We start from the raw sequence: 22,361 nt of genomic DNA on the forward strand, positions 1-22,361 counted from the left end.
TTACCAAACCCCATCGGCGAAAACAAAATTCGGGAAGTGTGCATGGGCACTCGTAAGTTTCGCGGTTTCGGTCTGATTGCCATCGGCGCGGTGGCTGGCGTATTGCTTAGTGTTGGCGTGACAGCCGTCGCCCAGCGCGGCAGTCCCTTGCCCCTGGACGAGCTCAGGCAACTGACCAGTGTTTTCGCGGCCATCAAGAACAACTATGTCGAGGCGGTCGACGACAAGACCCTGATCGACAATGCCATTTCGGGCATGGTCTCCAACCTGGATCCGCATTCCGCCTATCTGGATGCCGACGCCTTCCGCGAAATGCAGACGGCCACGCAAGGCGAGTTCGGCGGCCTGGGCATCGAGGTCGGCGCGGAAGACGGCTTCGTGAAGGTGATCTCGCCGATCGAAGGCACGCCCGCCGCGCGCGCTGGCGTCATGGCCGGCGACCTCATCATCAAGATCGACGACACGCCCACCAAGGGCATGACGCTGAACGACGCGGTCAAGCTCATGCGCGGCGCACCCAAGTCGCCGATCACGCTGACCATCATGCGCGCCGACCGTCCCCAGCCCATCGTGCTGAAGATCGTCCGCGACATCATCAAGGTGCGCAGCGTGCGCAGCAAGATGCTGGACAACGGCGTGGGCTACATCCGCGTCGCGCAGTTCCAGGAAAAAACCGGTTCGGACCTTGCCAAGGAACTGAAGGAACTGGGCGCCAAAGAGCCGCTCAAGGGCCTGGTTCTGGATCTGCGCAATGACCCGGGCGGCCTGTTGACCAGCGCCATCGGCGTGTCCGGCGCCTTCCTGCCGGCCGACGCCCTGGTGGTGTCCACCGACGGCCGCACGCCCGACGCCCGCCACAAGTACCTGGCCACGCCGTCGGAATACGCCCGCGGTGAAAGCAACTACCTGGCGGGCCTGCCGGCCTGGACCAAGACGGTGCCGATGGTGGTGCTGGTGAACGTCGGTTCGGCCTCGGCTTCCGAGATCGTGGCCGGCGCGCTGCAGGACCACAAGCGCGCCAAGGTGCTGGGCAACCGCACCTTCGGCAAGGGCTCGGTGCAGGTCATCCTGCCGCTGTCGGAAAGCACCGCGGTCAAGCTGACCACGTCGCGCTACTTCACGCCCAACGGCCGTTCCATCCAGGCCACGGGCATCGAACCGGACTACGTCGTTGCCGATACGGCAGACGGCGACCTGTTCCGCCTGCCGCGCGAAGCCGACCTGCAACGCCACCTGTCCAACCCGGGCACGTCGAACGAAGTGAAGTCCAATTCGGACCAGGACAACGTCGACGTTCCGACCAAGGTGTTCGAATTCGGCGGCAAGGACGACTTCCAGCTGCAGCAAGCGCTGAACGTGCTGGCCGGCAAGCCGGTGCAAAAGGGTTCGGCCCGAGCGCAAGCCAAGGCTGACGCCAAGGCCGGCGGCGGCACGCCCACGCGCATGAAGATTACGCCGACCGGAGTCGAGCCCAGCAAGGACAAATGAACGACGAGCAACTGCTGCGCTACGCCCGCCACATCCTGCTCGACGAGCTGGGAATCGAAGGGCAGGAAAAACTGCTGGCGGCGCGTGTGCTCATCGTGGGGGCGGGTGGACTGGGTTCACCCGCTGCGCTCTACCTGGCCACCGCCGGCGTGGGCGACATCACCCTGGCTGACGACGACGTAGTCGAGCTCAGCAACCTGCAACGCCAGATCCTCCACACCACCGCCAGCGTCGGCCGCCCCAAGGCCGAGTCCGGGCGCGACATGCTGGCGGCGTTCAACCCGCAAGCGCAGGTCCATGCCCGCGTCGAGCGCCTGAAAGACCAGGCGCTGTCCGACGCCGTCGCCGCAGCCGACCTGGTGCTGGATTGCACCGACAACTTCACCACGCGCCACGCCATCAATCGCGCCTGTGTGCAGCATCGCAAGCCGCTGGTGTCCGGCGCGGCGATCCGCTTTGACGGGCAGGTCAGCGTCTATGACCTGCGCGACGACAACGCGCCCTGTTACCACTGCCTGTTCCCGGAAGCCGACGACGTCGAGGAAGCCAACTGCGCCACGATGGGCGTATTCGCGCCGGTGGTCGGCATCATCGGCAGCATGCAGGCGGCCGAAGCGCTCAAGCTGCTGTCCGGCGTGGGCGAAAGCCTGTCCGGACGCCTGCTGTGGCTGGACGTGCGCACCATGCAATGGCGCAGCGTCAACGTCCAGCGCGACCCGGAATGCGCGGTCTGCGGCCATCGCGGGCACTGACCCAGCCGTCTCACGCCAAGCGAAAATTCGTCTCACGCCGTGGCCTTATTGCCCTCGGGGACAATATTAAAGGCTTGAAATACCTGCTATAACGCCAGCCAGCCTACTTAATTCTGGTGATGGCGATGGACGTGACGGTGTGGAAACAGGACTGAAGTTCAGCTTGCCCCGGTGGCGCCTGACGCGGTGGTTGACGCACGCCGGGCAAGACACGCCTCCCGATATCCGCGCGGCGCTGATCGCCAGCCTGTTCGGCACGCTTCCCATCTTTGCCGGCGGGGTCATCAATACCCTGATGATTTCCGGCGTGGTCACCTGGCGTCGCCCTGAACCCCTGTACATCTCGTGGCTGGTACTCGAACTGGTGCTGGCCATCATCCGGGTCACGATCCTGCGGTCCGCCTTGCGCGCCGCGCCCAAAGGCGGCAACACCCATACCGATCTCTACATCCTGCTGGCGCTGCTGTGGGCGTTCAGCGTGGGCTACGGCGTGTTCATCACCTTCCTCAATGGGGATTGGCTGGCCGCCACCCTGGCGGGCGTGTCCTGCGGCGCGATGGCCGGCGGCATCTGCTTTCGTAACTACGGCGCGCCCCGGCTGGTTGGCGCCATGATCTTCCTGAGCCTGGGCCCCATGTGCCTGGGCGCCTTGTTCACGGGCGAATACGTCACGGCCATCGTCTTCATCCAGATCCCGTTCTATCTGGTCAGTATGAGCATCGCCTCGCATCGCTTGAACCGCATCCTGGTGTCCACCATGCTGGCCGAGCGCGACAGCGAGCGCCGCGCCAGCGAAGACGCGCTGACGGGCCTGGCCAACCGCAGCGGGCTGCAGGTGGCGTTGGAGCGGGTGTGCGCCAGCGCGCGCGGGCACGACAGCCACGCCGCGCTGCTGTACATGGACATGGACGATTTCAAGCGGATCAACGACACCTATGGCCATGCCGCGGGCGACCAGGTGCTGACCACCATCGCCCAGCGCATGCGCGGCATGCTGCGGGTGGATGACGTGGCGGCCCGGATCGGGGGCGACGAATTCATCGTGCTGGTGACCGGCATCGACGCCACGGCGGCGCTGCGCTTGGGTGAACACTTGCTGCGCGACGCCTCGCAGCCGATTGCGCTGGCGGACGGCACGCGGGTCAGCGTGGGCCTGTCGATCGGCATTTCGATCATTTCGGCGGCCAATCGCAGCCCGCAGGCCGCCCTGGATTCGGCGGACGCCGCCTTGTACCGCGCCAAGGCGCGGGGCGGCCGCTGCTGCGAGATCGTCGGGGACGCCGAAGTCGAAGTCGCCACGCTTTCCAGCGGCAACGGAGAGCCTGCCACGGCTTGATAGGCGGCCGGGCAGATCATCAGTGGCTTTTTTTGGCCCAAAGTTATCAGATAACCTGAAAAGTAGTCCTATAATCTACCCATGTTGACCAAGACCCTGACCCTGACCGAACAGGTCGCCCGCCAGATCGCGACAGACATCGCCGACGGCGTGCATTCCGTCGGCGCCAAATTGCCGCCTGGTCGTATCCTGGCCGAGCAGTACGGCGTCAGCGCCGCCGTGATCCGCGAAGCGACCGAACGCCTGCGCGCCCAAGGGATGATCCAAAGCCGCCAGGGTTCCGGCAGCACGGTGGTGTCGCGCACGGGCGCCCAGGGCTTCCAGGTGTCCAGCGGCATCGGCGTGGACCGCGCCCAGCTGGCCAACGTCTACGAATTGCGGATGGAACTGGAGGGCGGCGCGGCCGCGTTGGCGGCCCTGCGCCGTAACGCCACCGATCTTGCCGCCATGGCCGAGGCGCTGGCCGCCCTGGAGGCCCATCTTGAACATCCCGAACAAGGGGTGGAACACGACGTGGCGTTCCACCTGGCCATTGCCGCGGCGACGCACAACAGCACTTATCAAGAACTGCTGCAGTACCTGAACCTGCAACTGCGGCTGGCGGTGCGCACTGCGCGGTCCAACAGCCGTTTGCAGGACGGCCTGACCGCGACCGTGCATCAGGAGCACGTCGCCGTCTTCGAGGCCATCCGCGCCGGCAATCCCGAACAGGCCCGCCAGGCGGCGGTCTTCCATTTGCAGCAGGCGGCCAGCCGCCTGCAACTCGATCCCCTCTTTTCCGCGGCAACGCAGACACCATGAGCGCATCCGATTTCACTCAACGCCTGACCCAGGCCCTGGGCCCTGACACCGTCTACACCGCCGACGCGGACATCGCGCCCTGGCTGTCCGACTGGCGCGGCCTGTACAACGGCCACGCCCAGGCCGTCGTGCGTCCGCGCACCACCGCCGAGGTCGCCGCCTGCCTGGCCTTGTGCCAGCAAGAGGGCGTGCCGGTGGTGCCGCGCGGCGGCAATACCGGCCTGTGCGGCGGTGCCACGCCGGATGGCAGCGCGAAAAACGTGGTGCTTAGCCTGGACCGCATGAACGCCGTGCGTTCCATCGACACGGTAGCCAACACGATGGTGGCTGAAGCCGGCGCCATCCTGGGCATCCTGCGCCGCGCGGCGCAGGACGCCGGGCGCCTGCTGCCGTTGAGCCTGGCGGCGGAAGACTCCAGCCAGATCGGCGGCAACGTCGCCACCAACGCCGGCGGCGTGAACGTGGTGCGCTACGGCATGGCGCGCGAACTGGTGCTGGGTCTGGAGGCCGTGCTGCCCACGGGCGAGATCTTCAACGGCCTGCGTACGCTGCGCAAAGACAACACCGGCTACGACCTGAAGCAGTTGCTGATCGGCTCCGAAGGCACGCTGGGCGTGATCACGGCGGTGGCGTTGCGCCTGTTCCCGCGCACCGATGTGCGTTCGGTGGTGCTCACCGCGGTGGAGTCGCCCGCGCAGGCGCTGCAGTTGTTCGAGATTCTGTTTGAACAATGCGGCGCGCGGCTGCAGGCGTTCGAATACTTTTCGGGCGATTGCCTGGACCTGGTGCTGACGCATGCGGAAGGCGTGCAAGAGCCGTTCGATCAGCGCTACCCGGCCTATGTGCTGGTGGAGCTGGCCGATACGGCGGACGAGGCGGGCCTGACGACGCTGCTGGAAAACGTGATCGGCACGGCGCTGGAACGCGGCCTGTGCCTGGATGCTGCGGTGTCGGCGTCGTTGTCGCAACTGCAGACGCTGTGGAAGCTGCGCGAAGAAATCTCGGAAGCCCAACGCGCCGACGGCCCGCACTTGAAGCACGACGTGTCGCTGCCGATCGAGCGCATCCCGGATTTCATGGTGTCGGCAGAAGCGCGCGTGCGCGCGCTGTACCCGGATATCCGCCCGTTCATCTTCGGCCATTTCGGCGACGGCAACTTGCACTACAACCTGTCACGCCCCGCAGGCGCCGACCGCAACTGGGTGGCGGTGAATGGCGCGGCGATCACGGATGCGGTTCTTGATGAAGTGAATCGCTATGGCGGCAGCATTTCCGCGGAACACGGGATCGGGCAGCTGAAGCGGGAACATTTCCTGCATAGCAAAGATGCCGTGGAGTTACGATTGATGCGTGAGATCAAGAAGGTGATGGACCCGGCGGGGATCATGAATCCGGGGAAGTTGCTGTAGGGGTGTTGTAGGTTGCTGCTTGAGGGTTATCGCGTTATCGCGTTGTCGTGGCTTCGTGGGACGCTCGTCGCCGGGGTCGGGTGGGTGGCGCGCGCCCACGATTGCGGTCCGGAGCCTTCGCTCCGGACTGCCCCGTCGTCATCTTCGTCCAGGCCTGCGGCCTTCCCTTCAGATTCCCTCGGGCGCATCAAGGTTGCGCGCCACCCACCCGACCCCGGCGACGAGCTGCGCCGTCTGAGTTCGATGCGCTGCTAGAGCGCTGTTTACTGACGAGATTTTCGGGGCCCGCCGAATGCGTCCGCGCGGGCGGCCGCATGAGGCATACGCGTCGTTGATGCGTCGGGGCGGTAGTCGCTTGCGCGCGGGGGGCGAGTGGTTTTCTATTGGCTCCGCAGTCAGAGGGGGAGGTGGAGCGACGGGTGGCCGGTGATGGGATCCGGCGATGTCGTTCCTCTGGCGAATTGATCGTCAATCGTAGGATGGGTGGAGTGCGGCAAATGCGGCATAAGAATCAGGACGCATGCCGCGCGCAACCCATCGTGTCGGCATGCATCGATGATGGGTTACGTGCGGCATGCCTTCCGTGTACTTGCGTAAATCGGAACGCACTCCACCCATCCTACGGAGCTTGATCCGCATCCTTGCACCCACACGCGAAGGGAAACACGCGACGACGCAAGACGATGCGTAAGCGCCCGAAGGCCGCCCGCGCGCCACCCGTCTAAATGGGAGGCCGGTGATGGGGTCCGGCGATGTGTCGTTCCTCTGACGAATTGCTCGTCAATCGTAGGATGGGTGGAGCGCGGCAAATGCGGCATAAGAACCAGGACGCATGCCGCGCGCAACCCATCGTGTCGGCATGCATCGATGATGGGTTACGTGCGGCATGCCTTCCGTGTACTTGCGTAAACCGGAACGCACTCCACCCATCCTACAGAGCATGATCCGCATCCTTGCACCCACACGCGAAGCGAAACACGCGACGACGCAAGACGATGCGTAAGCGCCCGAAGGCCGCCCGCGCGGCCGGCCGGGAGCGGGCATCGCAAGATCTTCCACCACGCCCCGCCGTGGAGAAGAACCTTAAGCACGCCGCCCTCCCCAGCCGCCGTGAGATTGCGGCTAGTGGAGTCCGGTGTGTTGGGGGGCTGGGGTGCGAGGGGCGTCGATAAGCCCGAGGGAATCTGAAGGAACTGCCGCAGGCAGTGACGAAGATGACGACGGGGCAGTCCGGAGCGAAGGCTCCGGACCGCAATCGTTGCCCCTCGCACCCCAGACCCCCAACGCGACGGACGCCTAAAGAACTCGACCCCCGCCGCACGCCATCACCAACAAAACCCCTACTGCCGCTGATAAACCTCAGCCCCCTTCTTAACGAACTCCACTGACTTCTCCTGCATTCCCTTCTGCAACGCGTCCTTCTCACTGACCCCTTGCGCCGCCGCGTAATCCCGCACGTCCTGCGTGATCTTCATGCTGCAGAAATGCGGTCCGCACATCGAGCAGAAGTGCGCCACCTTCATGGAGTCCTTCGGCAGCGTCTCGTCGTGGAATTCCTTGGCGGTGTCCGGATCCAGGCCCAGGTTGAACTGGTCGTCCCATCGGAATTCGAAGCGCGCTTTTGACAGGGCGTTGTCGCGGATCGCGGCGCCGGGGTGGCCCTTGGCCAGGTCGGCGGCGTGGGCGGCGATCTTGTACGTGATGATGCCGTCCTTCACGTCCTTCTTGTTCGGCAGGCCCAAGTGCTCCTTCGGCGTCACATAACAGAGCATCGCCGTGCCGTACCAGCCGATCAGCGCGGCGCCGATGCCGGAGGTGATGTGGTCGTAGCCGGGGGCGATGTCGGTCGTTAGGGGCCCCAGCGTGTAGAACGGCGCCTCGTGGCAGTGTTCCAGCTGCAGCTCCATGTTTTCCTTGATCATCTGCATCGGCACGTGGCCGGGGCCTTCGATCATCACCTGCACGTCGTGCTTCCAGGCGACCTGCGTCAGTTCGCCCAGCGTCTTCAGTTCGGCGAACTGGGCTTCGTCGTTGGCGTCGTAACCCGAGCCCGGGCGCAGGCCGTCGCCCAGCGAGAAGCTGACGTCGTAGGCCTTCATGATGTCGCAGATGTCTTCGAAGCGCTCGTACAGGAAGCTTTCCTTATGGTGCGCCAGGCACCACTTGGCCATGATCGAGCCGCCGCGCGAGACGATGCCGGTCATGCGGTCGGCCGTCATCGGAATGAACGGCAGGCGCACGCCGGCGTGGATCGTGAAGTAGTCCACGCCCTGTTCGGCCTGTTCGATCAGCGTGTCGCGGAAGATCTCCCACGTCAGGTCTTCAGCCTTGCCGTCCACCTTTTCCAGCGCCTGGTATATCGGCACCGTTCCAATCGGCACGGGTGAGTTGCGGATGATCCATTCGCGCGTTTCGTGGATGTGGCGGCCGGTGGACAAGTCCATCACCGTGTCGCCGCCCCAGCGGATGGCCCAGGTCATCTTCTCCACTTCTTCGCCGATGCCGGAGCTGACGGCCGAGTTGCCGATGTTGGCGTTGATCTTCACCAGGAAGTTGCGGCCGATGGCCATGGGCTCGACTTCGGGGTGGTTGATGTTGGCGGGGATGATGGCGCGGCCGCGTGCGATCTCGTCGCGCACGAATTCCGGCGTGATGGCGGCGGGGATGGCGGCACCGAACGATTGGCCCGGGTGCTGGCGCAGCAGGCGTTTGACCATCTTTTCGCCATCGGGGCCGCTGTCGCGCAGCGTTTGCAGATAGTGCTCGCGGCGCAGGCTTTCGCGGATCGCCACGTATTCCATTTCGGGCGTGACGATGCCGCGGCGCGCATAGTGCATCTGCGATACGTTGGCGCCGGACTTGGCGCGGCGCGGCGGGCGCTGCAGGTCGAAGCGCATGGCCGTCAGCTTGGGATCGGTCAGGCGTTCGCGGCCGTAGTCGCTGGTCGGCCCCGACAGCACTTCCGTGTCGCCGCGTTCTTCGATCCAGGCGCGGCGCAGTTCGGGCAGGCCGCGGCGGATGTCGATCTTGACGTCGGGGTCGGTGTAGGGGCCGCTGCAGTCGTAGACCGTCAGTGGCGGGTTCTTTTCCCCGCCGAACATTGTCGGCGTGTCGTCCTGCTCGATCTCGCGAAAAGGGACGCGGATGTCGGGGCGCGAGCCCGTTTCATACACGCGGCGCGATTTGGGCAGCGGTGCGACGGCCGCCGCGTCGACTTCGGCGGTAGCGGCCAGGAATTTGGGATTGGCGTTCATGGAAAGCTCCAAGCGAGTTGTTGGAGCCGATCGGGAATGGACTTCCGCCAGGCGTGCGGGGACACGTGGCGGAAATACGGCTCCCAGCATCGGCATTATCCGTACTGGTACGAAGGGACTCTCTCAACACGTCCTGCCGGAAAGGCGGGACGAGTACCCCTGCGCGAAAGCGAAGTATAGAGCCACTGCGAGGAGGGCTGGTATTACTGCTTTACATTTGGATTCAGTCTGGGGCGACAGTGTCATTCAGGTTCGGTACACTTTTTCAATGAAATGCCCGGCAGGCAGTCGTCTTGTCGGGACCAGCCCACTTAAGAAGGAATCGAGCATGCAACTGACCCTACGCAAATTGGCGCCCGCCCTGGTTGTTGTGACGTTGGCGCTAGCAGGTTGCAAGACCGCCCCGACGAAGTCGTCCGGTGCTGCGGCCACGCCCGAAGCCGGCCAGCAGGCAACGCAGCCGGCCACCGCCTCGTCGGTGGACTTCTACCTGGCGCAGCAGCAGCCCGCGCCGGGCTTGCGCGAAATCGCGCTGCCTGACGGCAAGCTCTACATGCAGCAGACGCCCGTGCTGACGCGCGCTGACCTGACCGACGCCGCCGCGCTGGTGGATCGCCAAGGCCAGAACTTCGTGGGCCTGCGCTTCTCGGAAGCCGGCGCACGCAAGCTGACGGACGTCAGCACCAAGAACGTCGGCAACCGCCTGGCCCTGGTGATCGATCAGGAACTGGTCGCGGCCCCCAGCATCGCAGAACCGCTGAACCGCGGCGTGCTGGCATTTGGCGTGGCATCGGCCCAGGCCGCCTCTGAAATCGCTGCCAAGATCCGTGGCGATGCCGCACCGGCTCCGGCCGCAAACGGTACGGCGCCCGCGCCCAAGCCCTGATCTTCAGGCGGGCCTGCCCCGCTTACGCAAGACATAAAAAAATCCGCATCGTTCGATGCGGATTTTTTTTGCCCGAATCAGGCGTAGGTATTCAGGGCAGGGCGATGCGGCGATCAGCCCGGCTTGCGTCCGCGGGGCTTGACGGCGCGGCGGGCGTGCGCGGTTTCGATGAAAGTCAGCGTCAGCGCTTCGAGTTGCACGCGGTCTTCGGGTGACAGCCCGTCGAACAGCGACGGCGCGATATTGGGATAAGGCCACGGCGCATGCGGGCGGCGCCGCTTGGGCAGGCGCGGCATGGTTTCGGCAACGCCGGCCGGCGGAAGCGTATCGGACAAGTCATAGCCTTCCATGGGTAGTTCCATGGGGCCCTTGCCGGTTTCAAGCCATTCCGCTTCGATTTTCAGAATCTGGGCTAGCTTGCGCACGGACCGGCTGGAGTGCCGAAGCCCGCTTTCGTAACTGGCGATTGCACTTTGCGAAATCCGCGCCAGACGCGCGAGCGTCTTCTGCGTGTGACCACGCAGAAGACGGGCTTGCTTCAATCGGTCTGAAAATGTCTTCACGCATCGATTGAAGCTTGCTCGTCATCTACTTTGGTGGCTATAAGAATCACTTAAGTAATAATTCGGGAGGCGTGTTGGCATGCAGGAACGGGGCAATGTGTTCGTCGTGCAACTTGATGAAATGACGAACAATAATTTTGTCGCTGCCTTGCGTGAATTCCAATGGCAGGTCAGCGCGTTCGAATCGCCGGCCGAACTCTTGGAGCACCTGCAGACGGAGGATGCCCATGCGATGGTGCTGCGTGGCCGGGGCAAGCGGATCCCGCAGCTGATTGCCGCGTTACGGCGTGCGGCGCCGGATGCAGTAGTGGTGTGGCAGGCGCCCGCTGCCACGCCGCGCGAACGTGTCGAGGCCCTGGAGGCCGGCGTGGATGCCTACAGCTCGGTGCGCATGGAAGCGCCCGAATGGGACGCGTTGCTGCGCAATGTGCGCCGGCGGTTGCTGCCGCCGGCGACCGACGGGCCGGCGTGGCGCGTGCTTGGACGCGAACGGATGCTGTCCGGGCCCGCCGGTGAACGGCTGCCGCTTACCGTGACGGAGCGTGCTTTTTTTATCCGCCTGTTGAATGCGCCCGGCCAATGCCTGCGGCGCGAACGGTTCTTTCCAGGCAACCCGCAAGAGGGCGCGCGCAGCGTGGATGTGCTGGTGTCGCGGCTGCGCAGCAAGGCGCGCCGTCTTGATATCGACCTGCCGGTACTCGCCGTGCGCGGGTGGGGCTACATCTTCCTGCAGCACGACCCGGGCACGACGCGGCAGGGTGGCTGGAACCCTGCGCGAAACGCCGCGTGTGCAAAGCCCTTAGAGCACGACCAGGTTGTCCCGGTGCATCAGCTCGGGGTCGGTCATGCTGCCCAGGATGCGGGCGATCTGGGATGACGGCTGGCGCAGGATGCGCCGCGTATCCACGGACGAATAGTTGATCAGGCCGCGGGCGCATTCGCGCCCCTGGCTGTCCACGCATGCGACGACGTCGCCGCGGCCGAACTCGCCTTCCACTTCCGTCACGCCGATCGGTAGCAGGCTCTTGCCTTCGCGCAGCAGCGCCTGCACGGCGCCGTCATCCAGCACGACGCGACCGCGCAGCCGGAGGTGGTCGGCCAGCCATTGCTTGCGGGCGGACCACACGGGCAGCACGGCGCGCAATTCGCTGCCGATGCATTCACCCTGGGCCAGGCGCGTCAGCACGTTGCGTTCGCGGCCCGAGGCGATGACGGTGTGCGCGCCGCTGTGGGCCGCGCGTTTGGCCGCCAGCACCTTGGTCAGCATGCCGCCGGTGCCGATGCCGCTGCCGGCGCCGCCGGCCATGGCTTCCAAGGACGGGTCGCCGGCTTGCGCATGCGACATGAACTTGGCTTCGGGGTTCTTGCGAGGGTCGGAGTCGTACAGGCCGCGCTGATCGGTCAGGATGATCAGCGTGTCGGCCTCGATCAGGTTGGTGACCAGTGCGCCCAACGTGTCGTTGTCACCCAGCCGGATCTCGTCCGTGACGACGGTGTCGTTTTCATTGACGATCGGCACCACGCCCAGGCGCAGCAGCGCGAACAGCGTGCTGCGAGCGTTGAGGTAGCGGTGGCGGTCGGCCAGGTCTTCATGGGTCAGCAGGATCTGCGCGGTGCGCAGGCCGTACTCGGCGAACGCCGCTTCGTAGGCCTGGCACAGGCCCATCTGGCCTACGGCCGCGGCCGCCTGCAGTTCGTGCATGACGGACGGGCGCTTGCGCCAACCCAGCCGCGCCATGCCTTCCGCGATCGCGCCGCTGGAGACCAGCACGATCTGCTTGCCCTGCTTGTGCAGGGCGGCGATCTGCGCGGCCCAGTGCGCGACAGCGGCGCGGTCCAGGCCTCGGCCTTCGTTGGTGACCAGCGACGAGCCGACTTTGGCGACGAGGCGCTGGGCGTGGGTGACGACGGAAACGGCAGGTGTTTCAGCAGACATGATGGGCGCCGGCTGCGGCGAAAAAAGACGTAATCGTAAGGACTGCGATTATGGCTTATTCGTCGCCGGCGCGCGGCGCGGCGGGCTTGTCGGCATCCGACCGGGTGTCGTCAAAGCGGGGGTCCGGCGCCACGTAGGTGCCCTCAGCCTGGTCGCGCGACACGTATTCCTTTTCGCGCTCGGCGTCCAGGTAGTCTTGCAGCGCGTACAGCAGGTCTTGCGTGCCTTCGCCCGTCAGGCCGGAAATGGCGAACACGGGGCCCTTCCAGTCGTAGAGCTCCAGGAAGCGGCGCTTGGTGTCTTCGGGGTCCGGCACCATGTCCAGCTTGTTCAGAACAAGCCAGCGCGGCTTTTCCGCCAGTTCCGGGTCGTAGCGGCGCAGTTCTTCAACGATGGCGCGCGCGTCGATCACGGCCTGCTCGACGGGGTCGGCGTCCGGATCCGGCGTGGACACGTCCACCAGGTGCAGCAGCACGCGGGTGCGCGCCAGGTGGCGCAGGAACAAGTGGCCCAGGCCTGCGCCTTCGGAGGCGCCTTCGATCAGGCCCGGAATGTCGGCCACGACGAAGCTGCGCGACGGCGAGGTGCGCACGACGCCCAGGTTGGGGTGCAGCGTGGTGAACGGGTAGTCCGCGATCTTCGGCTTCGCATTCGAGATGCGGGTGATCAGCGTGGACTTGCCGGCGTTCGGCAGGCCCAGGAGGCCCACGTCCGCCAGCACCTTCAGTTCCATGCGCAGGTAGCGGTGTTCGCCTTCCTTGCCGGGCGTCCACTGGCGGGGCGCGCGGTTCAGGCTGGACTTGAAATGGATGTTGCCCATGCCGCCCTGGCCGCCGGCGGCCAGCACGACTTTCTGCTCGTGCGTGTCCAGGTCGAACAGGACTTCGCCGGTTTCGGCGTCATGGATGACCGTGCCCACGGGCACGCGCAAGGTGATGTCCGGGGCGGCTGCGCCGTACTGGTCGGAGCCGCGGCCGTTCTCGCCGCCTTTGGCGCGGTGCAGGCGCGCGTAGCGGAAGTCGATCAGCGTATTGATGTTGCGGTCGGCTACCGCATAGATGGTGCCGCCGCGTCCGCCGTCGCCGCCGTCCGGGCCGCCTTTGGGGATGAATTTTTCGCGGCGAAAGCTCGCCACGCCATTGCCGCCTTTGCCGGCGACCACTTCAATGGTGGCTTCGTCTACGAATTTCATGGTGTTTGCGCGTGTAGTGGGTAATGGGGCAGGCGCCCAGGGGGCGCCGCCAGGAGGCATTGGAAAGCTTACTCGCCAATTGCCCTAAAACAAAAAAGCCCCCCACGCTGCACACACTTCGTGTGCTTGCTACCCCCCAAGGGGGCCGCATTTTGTCTTGGGGCGGCCCGGCGACAAAAAAGCCCTGCCGCATGCGACAGGGCTTTTGCCGTTCGGCAACGCGGTAAACCGCGTTGCGCTGACCGTGCTTGTCCGATTACTCGGCAGCGATGATCGAAACGGTCTGCTTGTTCAATGCGCCCTTGAAGCCGAATTGAACCTTGCCGTCGACCAGCGCGAACAGGGTGTGGTCCTTGCCCATGCCGACGTTCACGCCAGCGTGGAAGCGAGTACCGCGCTGACGCACGATGATCGAACCAGCGGGAATCAGTTCACCGCCGAAGGTCTTGACGCCCAGACGCTTTGATTCTGAGTCGCGTCCGTTTCGCGTAGAGCCGCCGCCCTTTTTCTGTGCCATGTTTAGCTCCTGCTAAGTGGTACCGAGTCGCTTCTTAAGCCGTGATGGCTTCGATGCGGATTTCGGTGTAGTTCTGACGGTGGCCCTGACGCTTCTGATAGTGCTTGCGACGGCGCATCTTGAAGATCTTGACCTTGTCGTGGCGGCCTTGCGCAAGAACCGTTGCCTTGACCACAGCGCCGGAGACGAGGGGCGTGCCAACTTTCAGTTGGTCGCCTTCGCCCACGGACAGCACTTGGTCCAGGGTGATTTCTTGCCCAATGTCTGCCGGTATCTGTTCTATCTTGAGTTTTTCGCCAGCGGCAACGCGATACTGCTTGCCACCGGTTTTTACGACCGCGTACATGGGGTGTTCCTTAAATAGGTAAATGGGTCTATCCGCGCGACCCGCCCTGCTGGGTGGGATTGCCGCCCTGGAAAGATCGCTTTCATGTCTTGATGCCAGAACCTGGCAAGAAGGAAGGCGCCTATGTGCTTTCAAGCGTAGTGCTTGGAAAGTACCCAGAGGGTTTACGCGAACAACCGACGTAATTCGGGCATTGCTGACCGAATCCAGGATATTAGCCCGGGACTTTTCAAAAGTCAAAAAGCCGTTGCAGGCTAAGGGCTTAGGTGTGGCGCCCAGGCTTCAAGCCGCGGGAATCACCCGCAACGCGATGTCGCGGGCCACCTGGCGGATGCCTTCCATCACGTCGCGCCGGTGGGCGTCGTCCAGGCGGTCGGTGGGGATCGATGTGCTGACCGCCACCCGCTTGCCCAAAGGCGTGACCCCGATGTAGGCCGCGTAGCAGACCAGGCCCGTCGCCACTTCCTCAAGATCCTGGCCCAGCCCCATCTGGCGCACCAGATCCAGTTCCTGGTAGAGCGCTTCGCGGGTGGCCAACGTGCGGTCGGTGACGCGCGGCAACTCAGCCGGCACACAGGCGGCCAGGGCGTCGGCGTCCAGGTTGGCCAGCAGCGCCTTGCCCAGAGCGCAGGCGTGGGCGGGCAGGCGCATGCCCAGTTCCGACACCAGCCGGACGGGGCGGCGGGCGTCTTCGCGGGCGATATAGACCACGTCGAAGCCGTCCAGCACGGCCAGTTGCACTACCTCGTTGCAGCGGGCGACGAAATCGCTGGCGGCTTCATGGAAGGCGGCTTGCAGGCCGTCGTGGCGCAGGTAGGCAAAGCCCAGCGCCATCAGTTCGATCCCGATCAGGTAGCCGCCGTCTTTGCGTTCGATCCAGCGCCGCTGCTCCAGGCAGTCCAGCAACAGGTAGAGGGTGCTTTTGGCCAACTGGCAGGTGTCGGCCAGTTCGGCCGCCTTGACCGGCGTGCGGCGGCCGGCAAGGACCCGCAGGATGTCGTGCGTGCGCCGGATGGCGGGAACGTCATAGTCGATAGCCACGGCGCATTATTTCCAATATGTTGGAATGAAATTCATAATATTGGACATGATAAGGCCATTCTCCTAGACTCGTCCTGCATCAACGGCCTGCCGCATCCCAGGCGATGACCGGCACAACGCGAGGAGACAACATGAATCCGCAGCACGACACACTGCCTTCCGATCTATCCCAGGCGTTGCTGGTGGGCCGGGTCTGGCGCCCGGCACCGGTCAACGGCCCCAGCGTGGTGGTGGTGCGCGACGGCGAGGTTTTCGACATTACCGCCACGGCGCCCACCGTGTCCGACTTGCTGGACCGGGCCGACCGCGTGGCGGTAGCGCGCAGCGCCGACGGGGAATCGCTGGGCGACGTGCGGGCACTGATGGCCGCCACGTTGCAAGGCGGGGAGGGGCCACGTTTGCTGGCGCCGTGCGACCTGCAACCGGTCAAGGCGGCTGGCGTCACCTTTGCCATCAGCCTGCTGGAACGCATGATCGAAGAAGAAGCCGGCGGCGACGCGAGCCGCGCGGACGAGATCCGCGTGCGGATGCAGGCGCTGATCGGCTCGGACCTCTCGCGCTTGCGTCCAGGCTCTGCGCAGGCGCTCAAGCTGAAGGTCGAATTGCTTGAACGCGGACAATGGTCGCAATACCTGGAGGTGGGCATCGGCCCCGATGCCGAGATCTTTTCGAAGGCACCGCCCATGGCCTCGGTGGGCTTTGGTGCCCAGATCGGCGTGCTGCCGGAATCCGAATGGAACAACCCCGAACCCGAAATCGTGCTGGCCGTGGACAGCCGCGGCGAGGTCGTGGGTGCCACCTTGGGCAACGACGTCAACCTGCGCGACATCGAAGGCCGCAGCGCCTTGCTGCTGACCAAGGCCAAGGACAACAACGGATCCTGCGCCATCGGCCCCTTCATCCGGCTGTTCGACGGCGACTTCGATATGGACAGCGTGCGCCAGGCCGACGTGTCGCTGCGCATCGACGGCGACGACGGCTTCGCGTTGAGCGGCGTGAGCCACATGCGGGAAATCAGCCGCGATCCGCTCGACCTGGTGCGCCAGGCCTGCGGCGCGCATCATCAGTATCCCGACGGCTTCATGCTGTTCCTGGGCACCATGTTCTCGCCCAGCCAGGATCGCAAGGGCCCGGGCACGGGATTCACGCACAAGCTGGGCGACCGCGTTGTGATCGCCTCCGAGCGCATCGGCGCCTTGGTCAACGAGGTGCAGTTGTCCACCGAGATCGCGCCCTGGACCTTTGGCGTGCGCGCGCTGTACGCCAATCTGGCAGGGCGCGGCCTGTAAAAGGATCGGGGGCCGGAGCAGGGGCGCAAGTGGGGCGGAGGTGGGGCGGCCGTGGCCGCCTGCTGCCCGTAACACCCCGTATAATCGCTGGTCGAATCCCCCGCCGCACGTGGCGGGCCCAGCGGTAAGAGCCCCCACGCGGCTCGTTTCACTTGTCGGATACGTCTTGAATCTCCCCGCGCTTATTGCCCCCATTGCTGACGATATGAAGGCTGTCGACGCGGTCATCCGCGAGCGGCTGAATTCCGATGTGGTCCTGATCCGCACGATTGGCGACTACATCATTGGCGCGGGCGGCAAGCGCATGCGCCCGGCCATGGTGCTGATGGTGGCGCGCGCCTTGGGGTACGAAGGGACGCACCACCAACTGCTGGCCGCCGTCGTGGAATTCATCCACACCGCCACCTTGCTGCATGACGATGTGGTCGACGAATCCGACCTGCGCCGCGGCCGGGATACCGCCAACGCCGTGTTCGGCAACGCCGCCAGCGTCCTGGTGGGCGACTACCTGTATTCCCGTTCGTTCGAGATGATGGTCGAGGCCGACTCGATGCGCATCATGAGCATCCTGTCGCAGGCCACCACGGTGATCGCCGAGGGCGAGGTGCTGCAGCTCTTGAACGTGCACGACCCGGATGTCTCGCAAGAGCGCTACCTGCAAGTGGTGCGCTACAAGACCGCGAAGCTGTTCGAAGCCGCCGCCCAAGTCGGCGCCATCCTGGCGGGCGCAACGCCCGAACAGGAAGCCGCCGCGGCCGCCTACGGCCGCCACGTTGGCACGGCTTTCCAGCTGGTGGACGACGTGCTGGATTACAGCGGCGACGCCGCCGCCCTGGGCAAGAACGTGGGCGACGACCTGCGCGAAGGCAAACCGACGCTGCCGCTGATCCGCGTGATGGAAGTGGGCACGCCCGAGCAGCAGCAACTGATCCGCGACGCCATCAAGACGGGCGACGCCGACTTCGCCGCCGTGGCCGCCGCCATCCAGGCGACCGACGCGCTGGAACACGCGCGTCTGGCCGCCGTCGCCGAAGCCGATCGGGCCCGCGAAGCCCTGTCCGCCTACCCCGCTTCCCCTTTCTTGAATTCTCTGCTAGAATTCTGCGCTTTCGCGGTGAATAGAGATCGCTAGCGCGGAAACCTGATTCGGGGAATTGAAAAGCAAGGTTGAAAAACCTGATTTTCAAAAAAACTGAATTTAGGTTCTAATAGCGGTCGCTGTTGATAGTGAAAAAACAGCAAGATGTTTGGTTGCACTGAGCGTAGCCGAGCAAGCAAGTAGGCAGAGATGCCTAAATAGTAAGACTCGGGGCGTAGCTCAGCCTGGTAGAGTACTGCGTTCGGGACGCAGGAGTCGGAGGTTCGAATCCTCTCGCCCCGACCACTCATTTGTGGTCGAATTTTTGGTGGTGTTCTCGACACCAGCAGCAAGAGCCGGAATCGCGAAAGCGACGCCGGCTTTTTTGCGTTTGCTCTCTTCCTGCGCCAGCAGGATGAACGTCGTCTCGATAGCGACGCCGGCTTCCTGAGCCATCAGCATAGCAGTCCGGTAATCCGGCAAGTGCGTGCCCTTTACATAGCGATCCAGGGTCTGTTGTTTCAGACCCCACGCCTTCGCCATGCTGTTCACGCTGCGCCCCTTGAGCGCAGCTTCTACGAATTCCTGATATTCCATCGCCAGTCCTATCTTGCCGAATTACACGGATTCGGGTAATGTCGCCCTGAATTACACAAAATAGTGTAACACAGAACTGTGTTTTAGCTAACGATAACCGCCCTTGAACGGGTATGCAACTGGGCCGTTGGCCCCACGCCGAAATAGAGGAACGCCATGCCACACGTGATCGCTGTCGCGTCCACCAAAGGTGGAGTCACGAAAACGACAACCTGCGCCAATCTCGCGGGAATATTCGCCGATTTTGGAATGCAGGTCTTGCTGTTCGATGCAGATGAACAGAACAGCTTGACCAAGTACTACCCCATCCAGCACAGGGCCGAGCATGGCCTGACGCGCGTCGTCACTCGTGGCGGCCTCGTCACTGAAGATTGCATCAGCAAGACGTCAATCCCAGGTATCGACATCGTTTGCTCGGACGCGGTATCAGGCAATCTGCAGACATGGTTGAAGGACCGCGAAGACCGGCTTTTAATTTTGCGCCGAGCGGTCCGACGCTCCGCAGCCGTCGACAAGTACCACGTGATCATCATCGACACGCAGGGCGCGGCTGGTGAACTGCAGAAGACTGCTGCTATGGCGGCGGACGTGATCCTGTCGCCCATCAAACCCGACGTGCTGTCGGCGGCTGAATTCGCCGACGGCACGCTAAGGATGATGGACTCGTTAAACAGCCTGTCCGACTTCGGTACCGACTTCCGCAGCGGAGACTTGTACGTAGTGATTAGCGCCTTGGAGCGCAATAACAATGCACGCCAGGTCGCGGATCAGATCCGCCGTAGCTTCGCAGGCCATAAGCAGGTCAAAGGAATCCTGAACACTGTAGTGCCGCATGCCGCCGCCTATACCGCAGCGGCGACCGCACGGGTCCCTGTTCACCAGTACGACCGCCGAAAAGTCGATAAGGCACCGTGGGACGTGATGCACCGCCTTGCCTGGGAACTATTCCCGGCATTGAGCGGCATTTATGTGGACGGTCAAGGCCAGGCTGAAGAAGTGGAGGCCTGAGCTATGAAAACCGCCACTCGAATGCTCGACCTGCCCGATATCGGTGACCTGTTTCGGGCAACCGCTCCCGCCGCAGGGGAGCAGCCGCCGCTCACTTTTTACGTGGCGGTGTCACCAGATCACGCACCGCTTGAAATGCGCCGCGCGCGCGCCGCTGCGGTGGTTCAAACGGCCCTCCTCGCTATGCGACCGATCGGCCTAGAACCCGCAGCAACGGCCCCGGCCGAAGTCTTCAGTTTCAGCGAAATGCGCCGCATGGGCGTATCGAAGAGTGAAGCAGCTCGCATATTCGAGGACCCAGTCCTCCACCGCTGCGTCCCCCATCCCATATTCATCGTGCCCGACCCTGTGCCGTATCTGAACGCGTGGTCGGCCATCAGCTCCGGGAGGATCGAGCCGTGACTACAAACAAGGAATTAGCTCTCCAGCACTTGGATACCGAACTAGGCCTGCTGCACCGTGCAACGCCCGAATCACCCGAGCGCGCCCTGCACCTTGGAATCGTTCTGGGCGCGGTAAGTGCGTATAGGAACCTGGGCGTGCTTGGCGAAGATGACCTGGTCTTCATGGCCACTGCGCTTGCCGGCGAAGACGACAAGCTTCCGATCCTGAGGGGGCACTGATGAAGCCGGCCTCAAAGAGAATCGACCTCACCCAAATGATCGCTTCGCGGTTGAGCGAGAGGTCTCCCGAACCCGCAGCCATCGACTCGGCCCTGACGAACGTCATAACCCTGAACGTTCGGGACGATTGTCGACTGTACGAGCGCAATCCGCGTACGGTCCGCAATGAGAAATACGACGAAATTAAGGAGTCCGTGCGCAAGCGTGGCCTCGATCAGATGATCTCCGTGACGCAGCGGCCAGGAGAGAAGCACTACATCCCGGCCAAGGGCGGAAATACCCGCCTGGAGATCTTGCAGGAGCTGGTCGCCGAGGGCGAAAGCCAATTCTTGCACATGGACTTCGTTATGGTTCCTTACCGTAGCGAAGCCGCCTTGCTCGCCGCGCACATGGTGGAAAACGACCAACGTTCTGGTCTTCTGTTTTGGGACGCTGCTCGCTCGACTTTTGACCTAAAGCAGGAATGGGAACGCGAGCGAGGATCGCCACTTTCCCTACGGGATTTCTCTGAGCTGCTTAAAGCCGAGGAGGGTATACAGGCGTCGCCGGCGCTTCTTAGCCACTACGGCTTCACCATGAAGCACCTTTCGGAGCTGGCGTGCGCCGCAACGCATCTCTCTAGGCGTGATGTACAGGACCGCTTCATCCCGGCGCGCAGCCGTCTGGCGACCGTTGCGGCCAAGCTCGGCGCCGACGCTGATCTGGAACAGGCATGGACGCTAGCAGTCGACCACATGCGCGATCGCTACGTCGCCACAAGAGCTCTGGACTTTGCGGCATTCAATGCACGCCTCGAAGAGAACTTCGGGCAGCGTACCCAACTCGCGACGGACGAGATTCAACGCGCGGTTTTACTCATCCAGGCTGACTCGGACATCGACGCGATCACCCTCATGCGCGAAGCGAAGCGGCCAAGTTCGACCATACCTGGCTCAGCCATCGGGGATGGCACTACGCAAGGCGAAAGCGTTTCATCGCTAGGGGCGTCGCTCAGCACCGATGTGGATACCGCCCCGCCGATACCGCGCGACGAGGTACAGACACCGTCCGCCGACCGACCACGGGACCGTCGTAGTGCGTCCTCCGAATCCCCCACGCAGCCGACAGAACGACTCGTAGATAGCCGCGAAGCGGCCGAGCGCGAGCTCTGGCACTCCCTGGAGGACCTTGTCGCAGCGACCCATCTTCAAGGGTGCCTCATGGCCATCGAGGAACTTCCCTTGCGTTTCATGGTGGAAGTCCCCGCAGACGTAGGGCAGGGCCGTGGCTCCCTGCAAGAGCAGGCTCTGCAGGGGGGGGGAAAGGCAGAACGCTACTACGCGTGGTGGTGGCTTGTGCTCTTGTCGCAACAGAACACGCCAGCAGGACTGCTGGTCATTCCGGAAACGGACTTTAAACGGCATGCCGATAGTACCGACGCCTGGCAGGACGCCTGCGAGGCGCTGCTCGGCGATCCCGTCTACGCGGATGGGTCCTATCACGTCGTGAGGCGTATGACCGATCCAAGCGACGCCACGGGCCCGTTGTACCTCCGGGTGATCCAGGCCGTGCGCATGTTCAACGAAGCCTTTCCCGAGCGATCCAGCGATGCATTTTGGCATTCGGTTGGCGTGCCTCTGGAGCTGATTGGAGGTGTGTCTTGAACTTCTTGGAGCTGACCCATCCGACGCTAAAGCGCAAAGCGTTGCGCGAGCTGAATCAGCAAATTCGTCGGCGCGCGTATGCCGACGGCGCAATACCCGAGCAAACGGCCGAGCTTCTCATGGCCGGCCTTCGCGACCGCGGGCTCGACGCCATGCTACCGGCAGTGACTGTGCGGATCTACGTCGACCAGGAGGCGCTGGTGGCGCAGCAAAGCGAACACCAGCAACGCCAGCAGCATATGGAGCAGCTTCGGAAGTTCGTCCGCGCCCAAGCAAGCGGGTCGCTGATCCGAGCGCTATTTCCCTCGATACCAGCTGCGGAGGTGGAGCAGATCCGCACGCAAATGCGTTTGAGTCAGCCCGGACCAGCCGTGGAGCTAGATCCTGGCGAGTACCTGCGCGTCCATAGCATCTGGAAAGAACTGCACAGCACCACTGTAGACGTTCGTGAACGATATCTCGCGCTTCACGATGCGTTCCCTCAGCACACGCTGCTGACGCTGTTTGCCGCACTTAACCAACGCTAACCGGAGGTGGTCGATGAGTTCGGAAAAAATTGCGGTTTCCACGGTCTCTCAAGCCTCTGGCTATGAAGGCGCCGT

Annotated in this window: 21 protein-coding genes and 1 tRNA gene; 15 read left to right on the forward strand and 7 right to left on the reverse strand. The window is 63.9% G+C overall.

The window, feature by feature from the left end; genetic code table 11:
* Positions 1 to 42 precede the first annotated feature (42 nt).
* From CEY09_RS11885 to CEY09_RS11905, 5 genes are all read left to right on the forward strand, one after another.
* On the forward strand, positions 43 to 1,488 hold the full coding sequence (locus CEY09_RS11885; protein WP_006224670.1) for a S41 family peptidase: 1,446 nt from the start codon (positions 43 to 45) through the stop codon (positions 1,486 to 1,488).
* Positions 1,485 to 2,240: a HesA/MoeB/ThiF family protein gene (locus CEY09_RS11890; protein ID WP_006224669.1), complete on the forward strand. Its 756-nt coding sequence runs from the start codon at positions 1,485 to 1,487 to the stop codon at positions 2,238 to 2,240. The genes CEY09_RS11885 and CEY09_RS11890 overlap by 4 nt, the downstream gene beginning before the upstream one ends.
* 139 nt (positions 2,241 to 2,379) lie before the next feature.
* The gene (locus CEY09_RS11895; protein ID WP_088588736.1) at positions 2,380 to 3,576 is read left to right on the forward strand and encodes a GGDEF domain-containing protein; all 1,197 of its coding nucleotides are present in this window, start codon (positions 2,380 to 2,382) and stop codon (positions 3,574 to 3,576) included.
* 81 nt (positions 3,577 to 3,657) lie between these two features.
* On the forward strand, positions 3,658 to 4,377 hold the full coding sequence (locus CEY09_RS11900) for a FadR/GntR family transcriptional regulator (RefSeq protein ID WP_088588737.1): 720 nt from the start codon (positions 3,658 to 3,660) through the stop codon (positions 4,375 to 4,377).
* Positions 4,374 to 5,786, forward strand: a complete 1,413-nt coding sequence (locus CEY09_RS11905; RefSeq protein ID WP_088588738.1) for an FAD-binding oxidoreductase — start codon at positions 4,374 to 4,376, stop codon at positions 5,784 to 5,786. The genes CEY09_RS11900 and CEY09_RS11905 overlap by 4 nt, the downstream gene beginning before the upstream one ends.
* A 1,340-nt stretch (positions 5,787 to 7,126) precedes the next feature.
* Here CEY09_RS11905 and thiC read toward each other — a convergent pair.
* The gene (thiC, locus tag CEY09_RS11910) at positions 7,127 to 9,040 is read right to left on the reverse strand and encodes a phosphomethylpyrimidine synthase ThiC (protein WP_006224665.1); all 1,914 of its coding nucleotides are present in this window, start codon (positions 9,038 to 9,040) and stop codon (positions 7,127 to 7,129) included.
* Positions 9,041 to 9,368: 328 nt separating this feature from the next.
* Between thiC and CEY09_RS11915 the strand changes: the two genes are divergently transcribed.
* Complete coding sequence (locus CEY09_RS11915; RefSeq protein ID WP_006224664.1) at positions 9,369 to 9,926, forward strand: SecDF P1 head subdomain-containing protein; 558 nt, start codon at positions 9,369 to 9,371, stop codon at positions 9,924 to 9,926.
* Between the two features lie 113 nt (positions 9,927 to 10,039).
* On the opposite strand, the gene CEY09_RS11920 is transcribed toward CEY09_RS11915, so the two are convergent.
* Positions 10,040 to 10,468, reverse strand: coding sequence for a helix-turn-helix domain-containing protein (locus CEY09_RS11920; RefSeq protein WP_088588739.1), 429 nt, complete (start codon positions 10,466 to 10,468; stop codon positions 10,040 to 10,042).
* 100 nt (positions 10,469 to 10,568) lie between these two features.
* Between CEY09_RS11920 and CEY09_RS11925 the strand changes: the two genes are divergently transcribed.
* Entirely contained in the window at positions 10,569 to 11,366 is a 798-nt protein-coding gene (locus CEY09_RS11925) for a transcriptional regulator (protein WP_088588740.1), read from the forward strand.
* Here CEY09_RS11925 and proB read toward each other — a convergent pair.
* The 5 genes from proB to CEY09_RS11950 form a co-directional block, all read right to left on the reverse strand.
* A complete protein-coding gene (proB, locus tag CEY09_RS11930) occupies positions 11,289 to 12,425 on the reverse strand; it encodes a glutamate 5-kinase (protein ID WP_006224661.1) in 1,137 nt (378 codons plus the stop codon). The genes CEY09_RS11925 and proB overlap by 78 nt on opposite strands.
* Positions 12,426 to 12,480: 55 nt before the next feature.
* Complete coding sequence (gene obgE, locus CEY09_RS11935) at positions 12,481 to 13,617, reverse strand: GTPase ObgE (RefSeq protein WP_088588741.1); 1,137 nt, start codon at positions 13,615 to 13,617, stop codon at positions 12,481 to 12,483.
* A 256-nt stretch (positions 13,618 to 13,873) separates the two neighbouring features.
* Positions 13,874 to 14,134: a 50S ribosomal protein L27 gene (rpmA, locus tag CEY09_RS11940; protein WP_006224659.1), complete on the reverse strand. Its 261-nt coding sequence runs from the start codon at positions 14,132 to 14,134 to the stop codon at positions 13,874 to 13,876.
* Positions 14,135 to 14,168: 34 nt separating this feature from the next.
* On the reverse strand, positions 14,169 to 14,480 hold the full coding sequence (gene rplU / locus CEY09_RS11945; RefSeq protein ID WP_006216228.1) for a 50S ribosomal protein L21: 312 nt from the start codon (positions 14,478 to 14,480) through the stop codon (positions 14,169 to 14,171).
* Positions 14,481 to 14,762: 282 nt separating this feature from the next.
* Positions 14,763 to 15,521: an IclR family transcriptional regulator gene (locus CEY09_RS11950; protein WP_088588742.1), complete on the reverse strand. Its 759-nt coding sequence runs from the start codon at positions 15,519 to 15,521 to the stop codon at positions 14,763 to 14,765.
* 131 nt (positions 15,522 to 15,652) lie between these two features.
* On the opposite strand from CEY09_RS11950, the gene CEY09_RS11955 reads away from it, so the two are divergent.
* The 8 genes from CEY09_RS11955 (at position 15,653) to CEY09_RS11990 (ending at position 22,286) form a co-directional block, all read left to right on the forward strand.
* Positions 15,653 to 16,810 (forward strand): fumarylacetoacetate hydrolase family protein, encoded by a 1,158-nt coding sequence (locus CEY09_RS11955; RefSeq protein WP_088588743.1) that lies wholly within the window; start codon positions 15,653 to 15,655, stop codon positions 16,808 to 16,810.
* A gap of 166 nt (positions 16,811 to 16,976) precedes the next feature.
* On the forward strand, positions 16,977 to 17,942 hold the full coding sequence (gene ispB, locus CEY09_RS11960; protein ID WP_088588744.1) for an octaprenyl diphosphate synthase: 966 nt from the start codon (positions 16,977 to 16,979) through the stop codon (positions 17,940 to 17,942).
* Positions 17,943 to 18,117: 175 nt separating this feature from the next.
* A tRNA-Pro gene (locus CEY09_RS11965) sits at positions 18,118 to 18,194 on the forward strand.
* Positions 18,195 to 18,641: 447 nt separating this feature from the next.
* Complete coding sequence (locus tag CEY09_RS11970; RefSeq protein ID WP_088588745.1) at positions 18,642 to 19,493, forward strand: ParA family protein; 852 nt, start codon at positions 18,642 to 18,644, stop codon at positions 19,491 to 19,493.
* Positions 19,494 to 19,496: 3 nt separating this feature from the next.
* Positions 19,497 to 19,895: a hypothetical protein gene (locus tag CEY09_RS11975; protein ID WP_088588746.1), complete on the forward strand. Its 399-nt coding sequence runs from the start codon at positions 19,497 to 19,499 to the stop codon at positions 19,893 to 19,895.
* Positions 19,896 to 19,924: 29 nt separating this feature from the next.
* Positions 19,925 to 20,116 (forward strand): toxin-antitoxin system protein, encoded by a 192-nt coding sequence (locus CEY09_RS11980; protein WP_194956956.1) that lies wholly within the window; start codon positions 19,925 to 19,927, stop codon positions 20,114 to 20,116.
* Positions 20,116 to 21,759: a hypothetical protein gene (locus CEY09_RS11985; RefSeq protein WP_088588748.1), complete on the forward strand. Its 1,644-nt coding sequence runs from the start codon at positions 20,116 to 20,118 to the stop codon at positions 21,757 to 21,759. Before CEY09_RS11980 ends, CEY09_RS11985 begins: the two co-directional genes overlap by 1 nt.
* On the forward strand, positions 21,756 to 22,286 hold the full coding sequence (locus tag CEY09_RS11990; RefSeq protein ID WP_088588749.1) for a hypothetical protein: 531 nt from the start codon (positions 21,756 to 21,758) through the stop codon (positions 22,284 to 22,286). Before CEY09_RS11985 ends, CEY09_RS11990 begins: the two co-directional genes overlap by 4 nt.
* Positions 22,287 to 22,361: the final 75 nt, after the last annotated feature.

Source organism: Achromobacter marplatensis, from assembly GCF_002209535.1.
GTDB lineage: Bacteria > Pseudomonadota > Gammaproteobacteria > Burkholderiales > Burkholderiaceae_B > Achromobacter > Achromobacter marplatensis.

Coding starts and splice junctions, on each gene's coding strand:
- rpmA (WP_006224659.1), bottom strand. CDS start 14,134: ATGGCACAGAAAAAGGGCGGCGGCTCTACGCGAAACGGACGCGACTCA.
- thiC (WP_006224665.1), bottom strand. CDS start 9,040: ATGAACGCCAATCCCAAATTCCTGGCCGCTACCGCCGAAGTCGACGCG.
- CEY09_RS11890 (WP_006224669.1), top strand. CDS start 1,485: ATGAACGACGAGCAACTGCTGCGCTACGCCCGCCACATCCTGCTCGAC.
- CEY09_RS11915 (WP_006224664.1), top strand. CDS start 9,369: ATGCAACTGACCCTACGCAAATTGGCGCCCGCCCTGGTTGTTGTGACG.
- CEY09_RS11925 (WP_088588740.1), top strand. CDS start 10,569: ATGCAGGAACGGGGCAATGTGTTCGTCGTGCAACTTGATGAAATGACG.
- obgE (WP_088588741.1), bottom strand. CDS start 13,617: ATGAAATTCGTAGACGAAGCCACCATTGAAGTGGTCGCCGGCAAAGGC.
- CEY09_RS11955 (WP_088588743.1), top strand. CDS start 15,653: ATGAATCCGCAGCACGACACACTGCCTTCCGATCTATCCCAGGCGTTG.
- rplU (WP_006216228.1), bottom strand. CDS start 14,480: ATGTACGCGGTCGTAAAAACCGGTGGCAAGCAGTATCGCGTTGCCGCT.
- CEY09_RS11905 (WP_088588738.1), top strand. CDS start 4,374: ATGAGCGCATCCGATTTCACTCAACGCCTGACCCAGGCCCTGGGCCCT.
- proB (WP_006224661.1), bottom strand. CDS start 12,425: ATGTCTGCTGAAACACCTGCCGTTTCCGTCGTCACCCACGCCCAGCGC.
- CEY09_RS11885 (WP_006224670.1), top strand. CDS start 43: ATGGGCACTCGTAAGTTTCGCGGTTTCGGTCTGATTGCCATCGGCGCG.
- CEY09_RS11985 (WP_088588748.1), top strand. CDS start 20,116: ATGAAGCCGGCCTCAAAGAGAATCGACCTCACCCAAATGATCGCTTCG.
- CEY09_RS11970 (WP_088588745.1), top strand. CDS start 18,642: ATGCCACACGTGATCGCTGTCGCGTCCACCAAAGGTGGAGTCACGAAA.
- CEY09_RS11900 (WP_088588737.1), top strand. CDS start 3,658: ATGTTGACCAAGACCCTGACCCTGACCGAACAGGTCGCCCGCCAGATC.
- CEY09_RS11975 (WP_088588746.1), top strand. CDS start 19,497: ATGAAAACCGCCACTCGAATGCTCGACCTGCCCGATATCGGTGACCTG.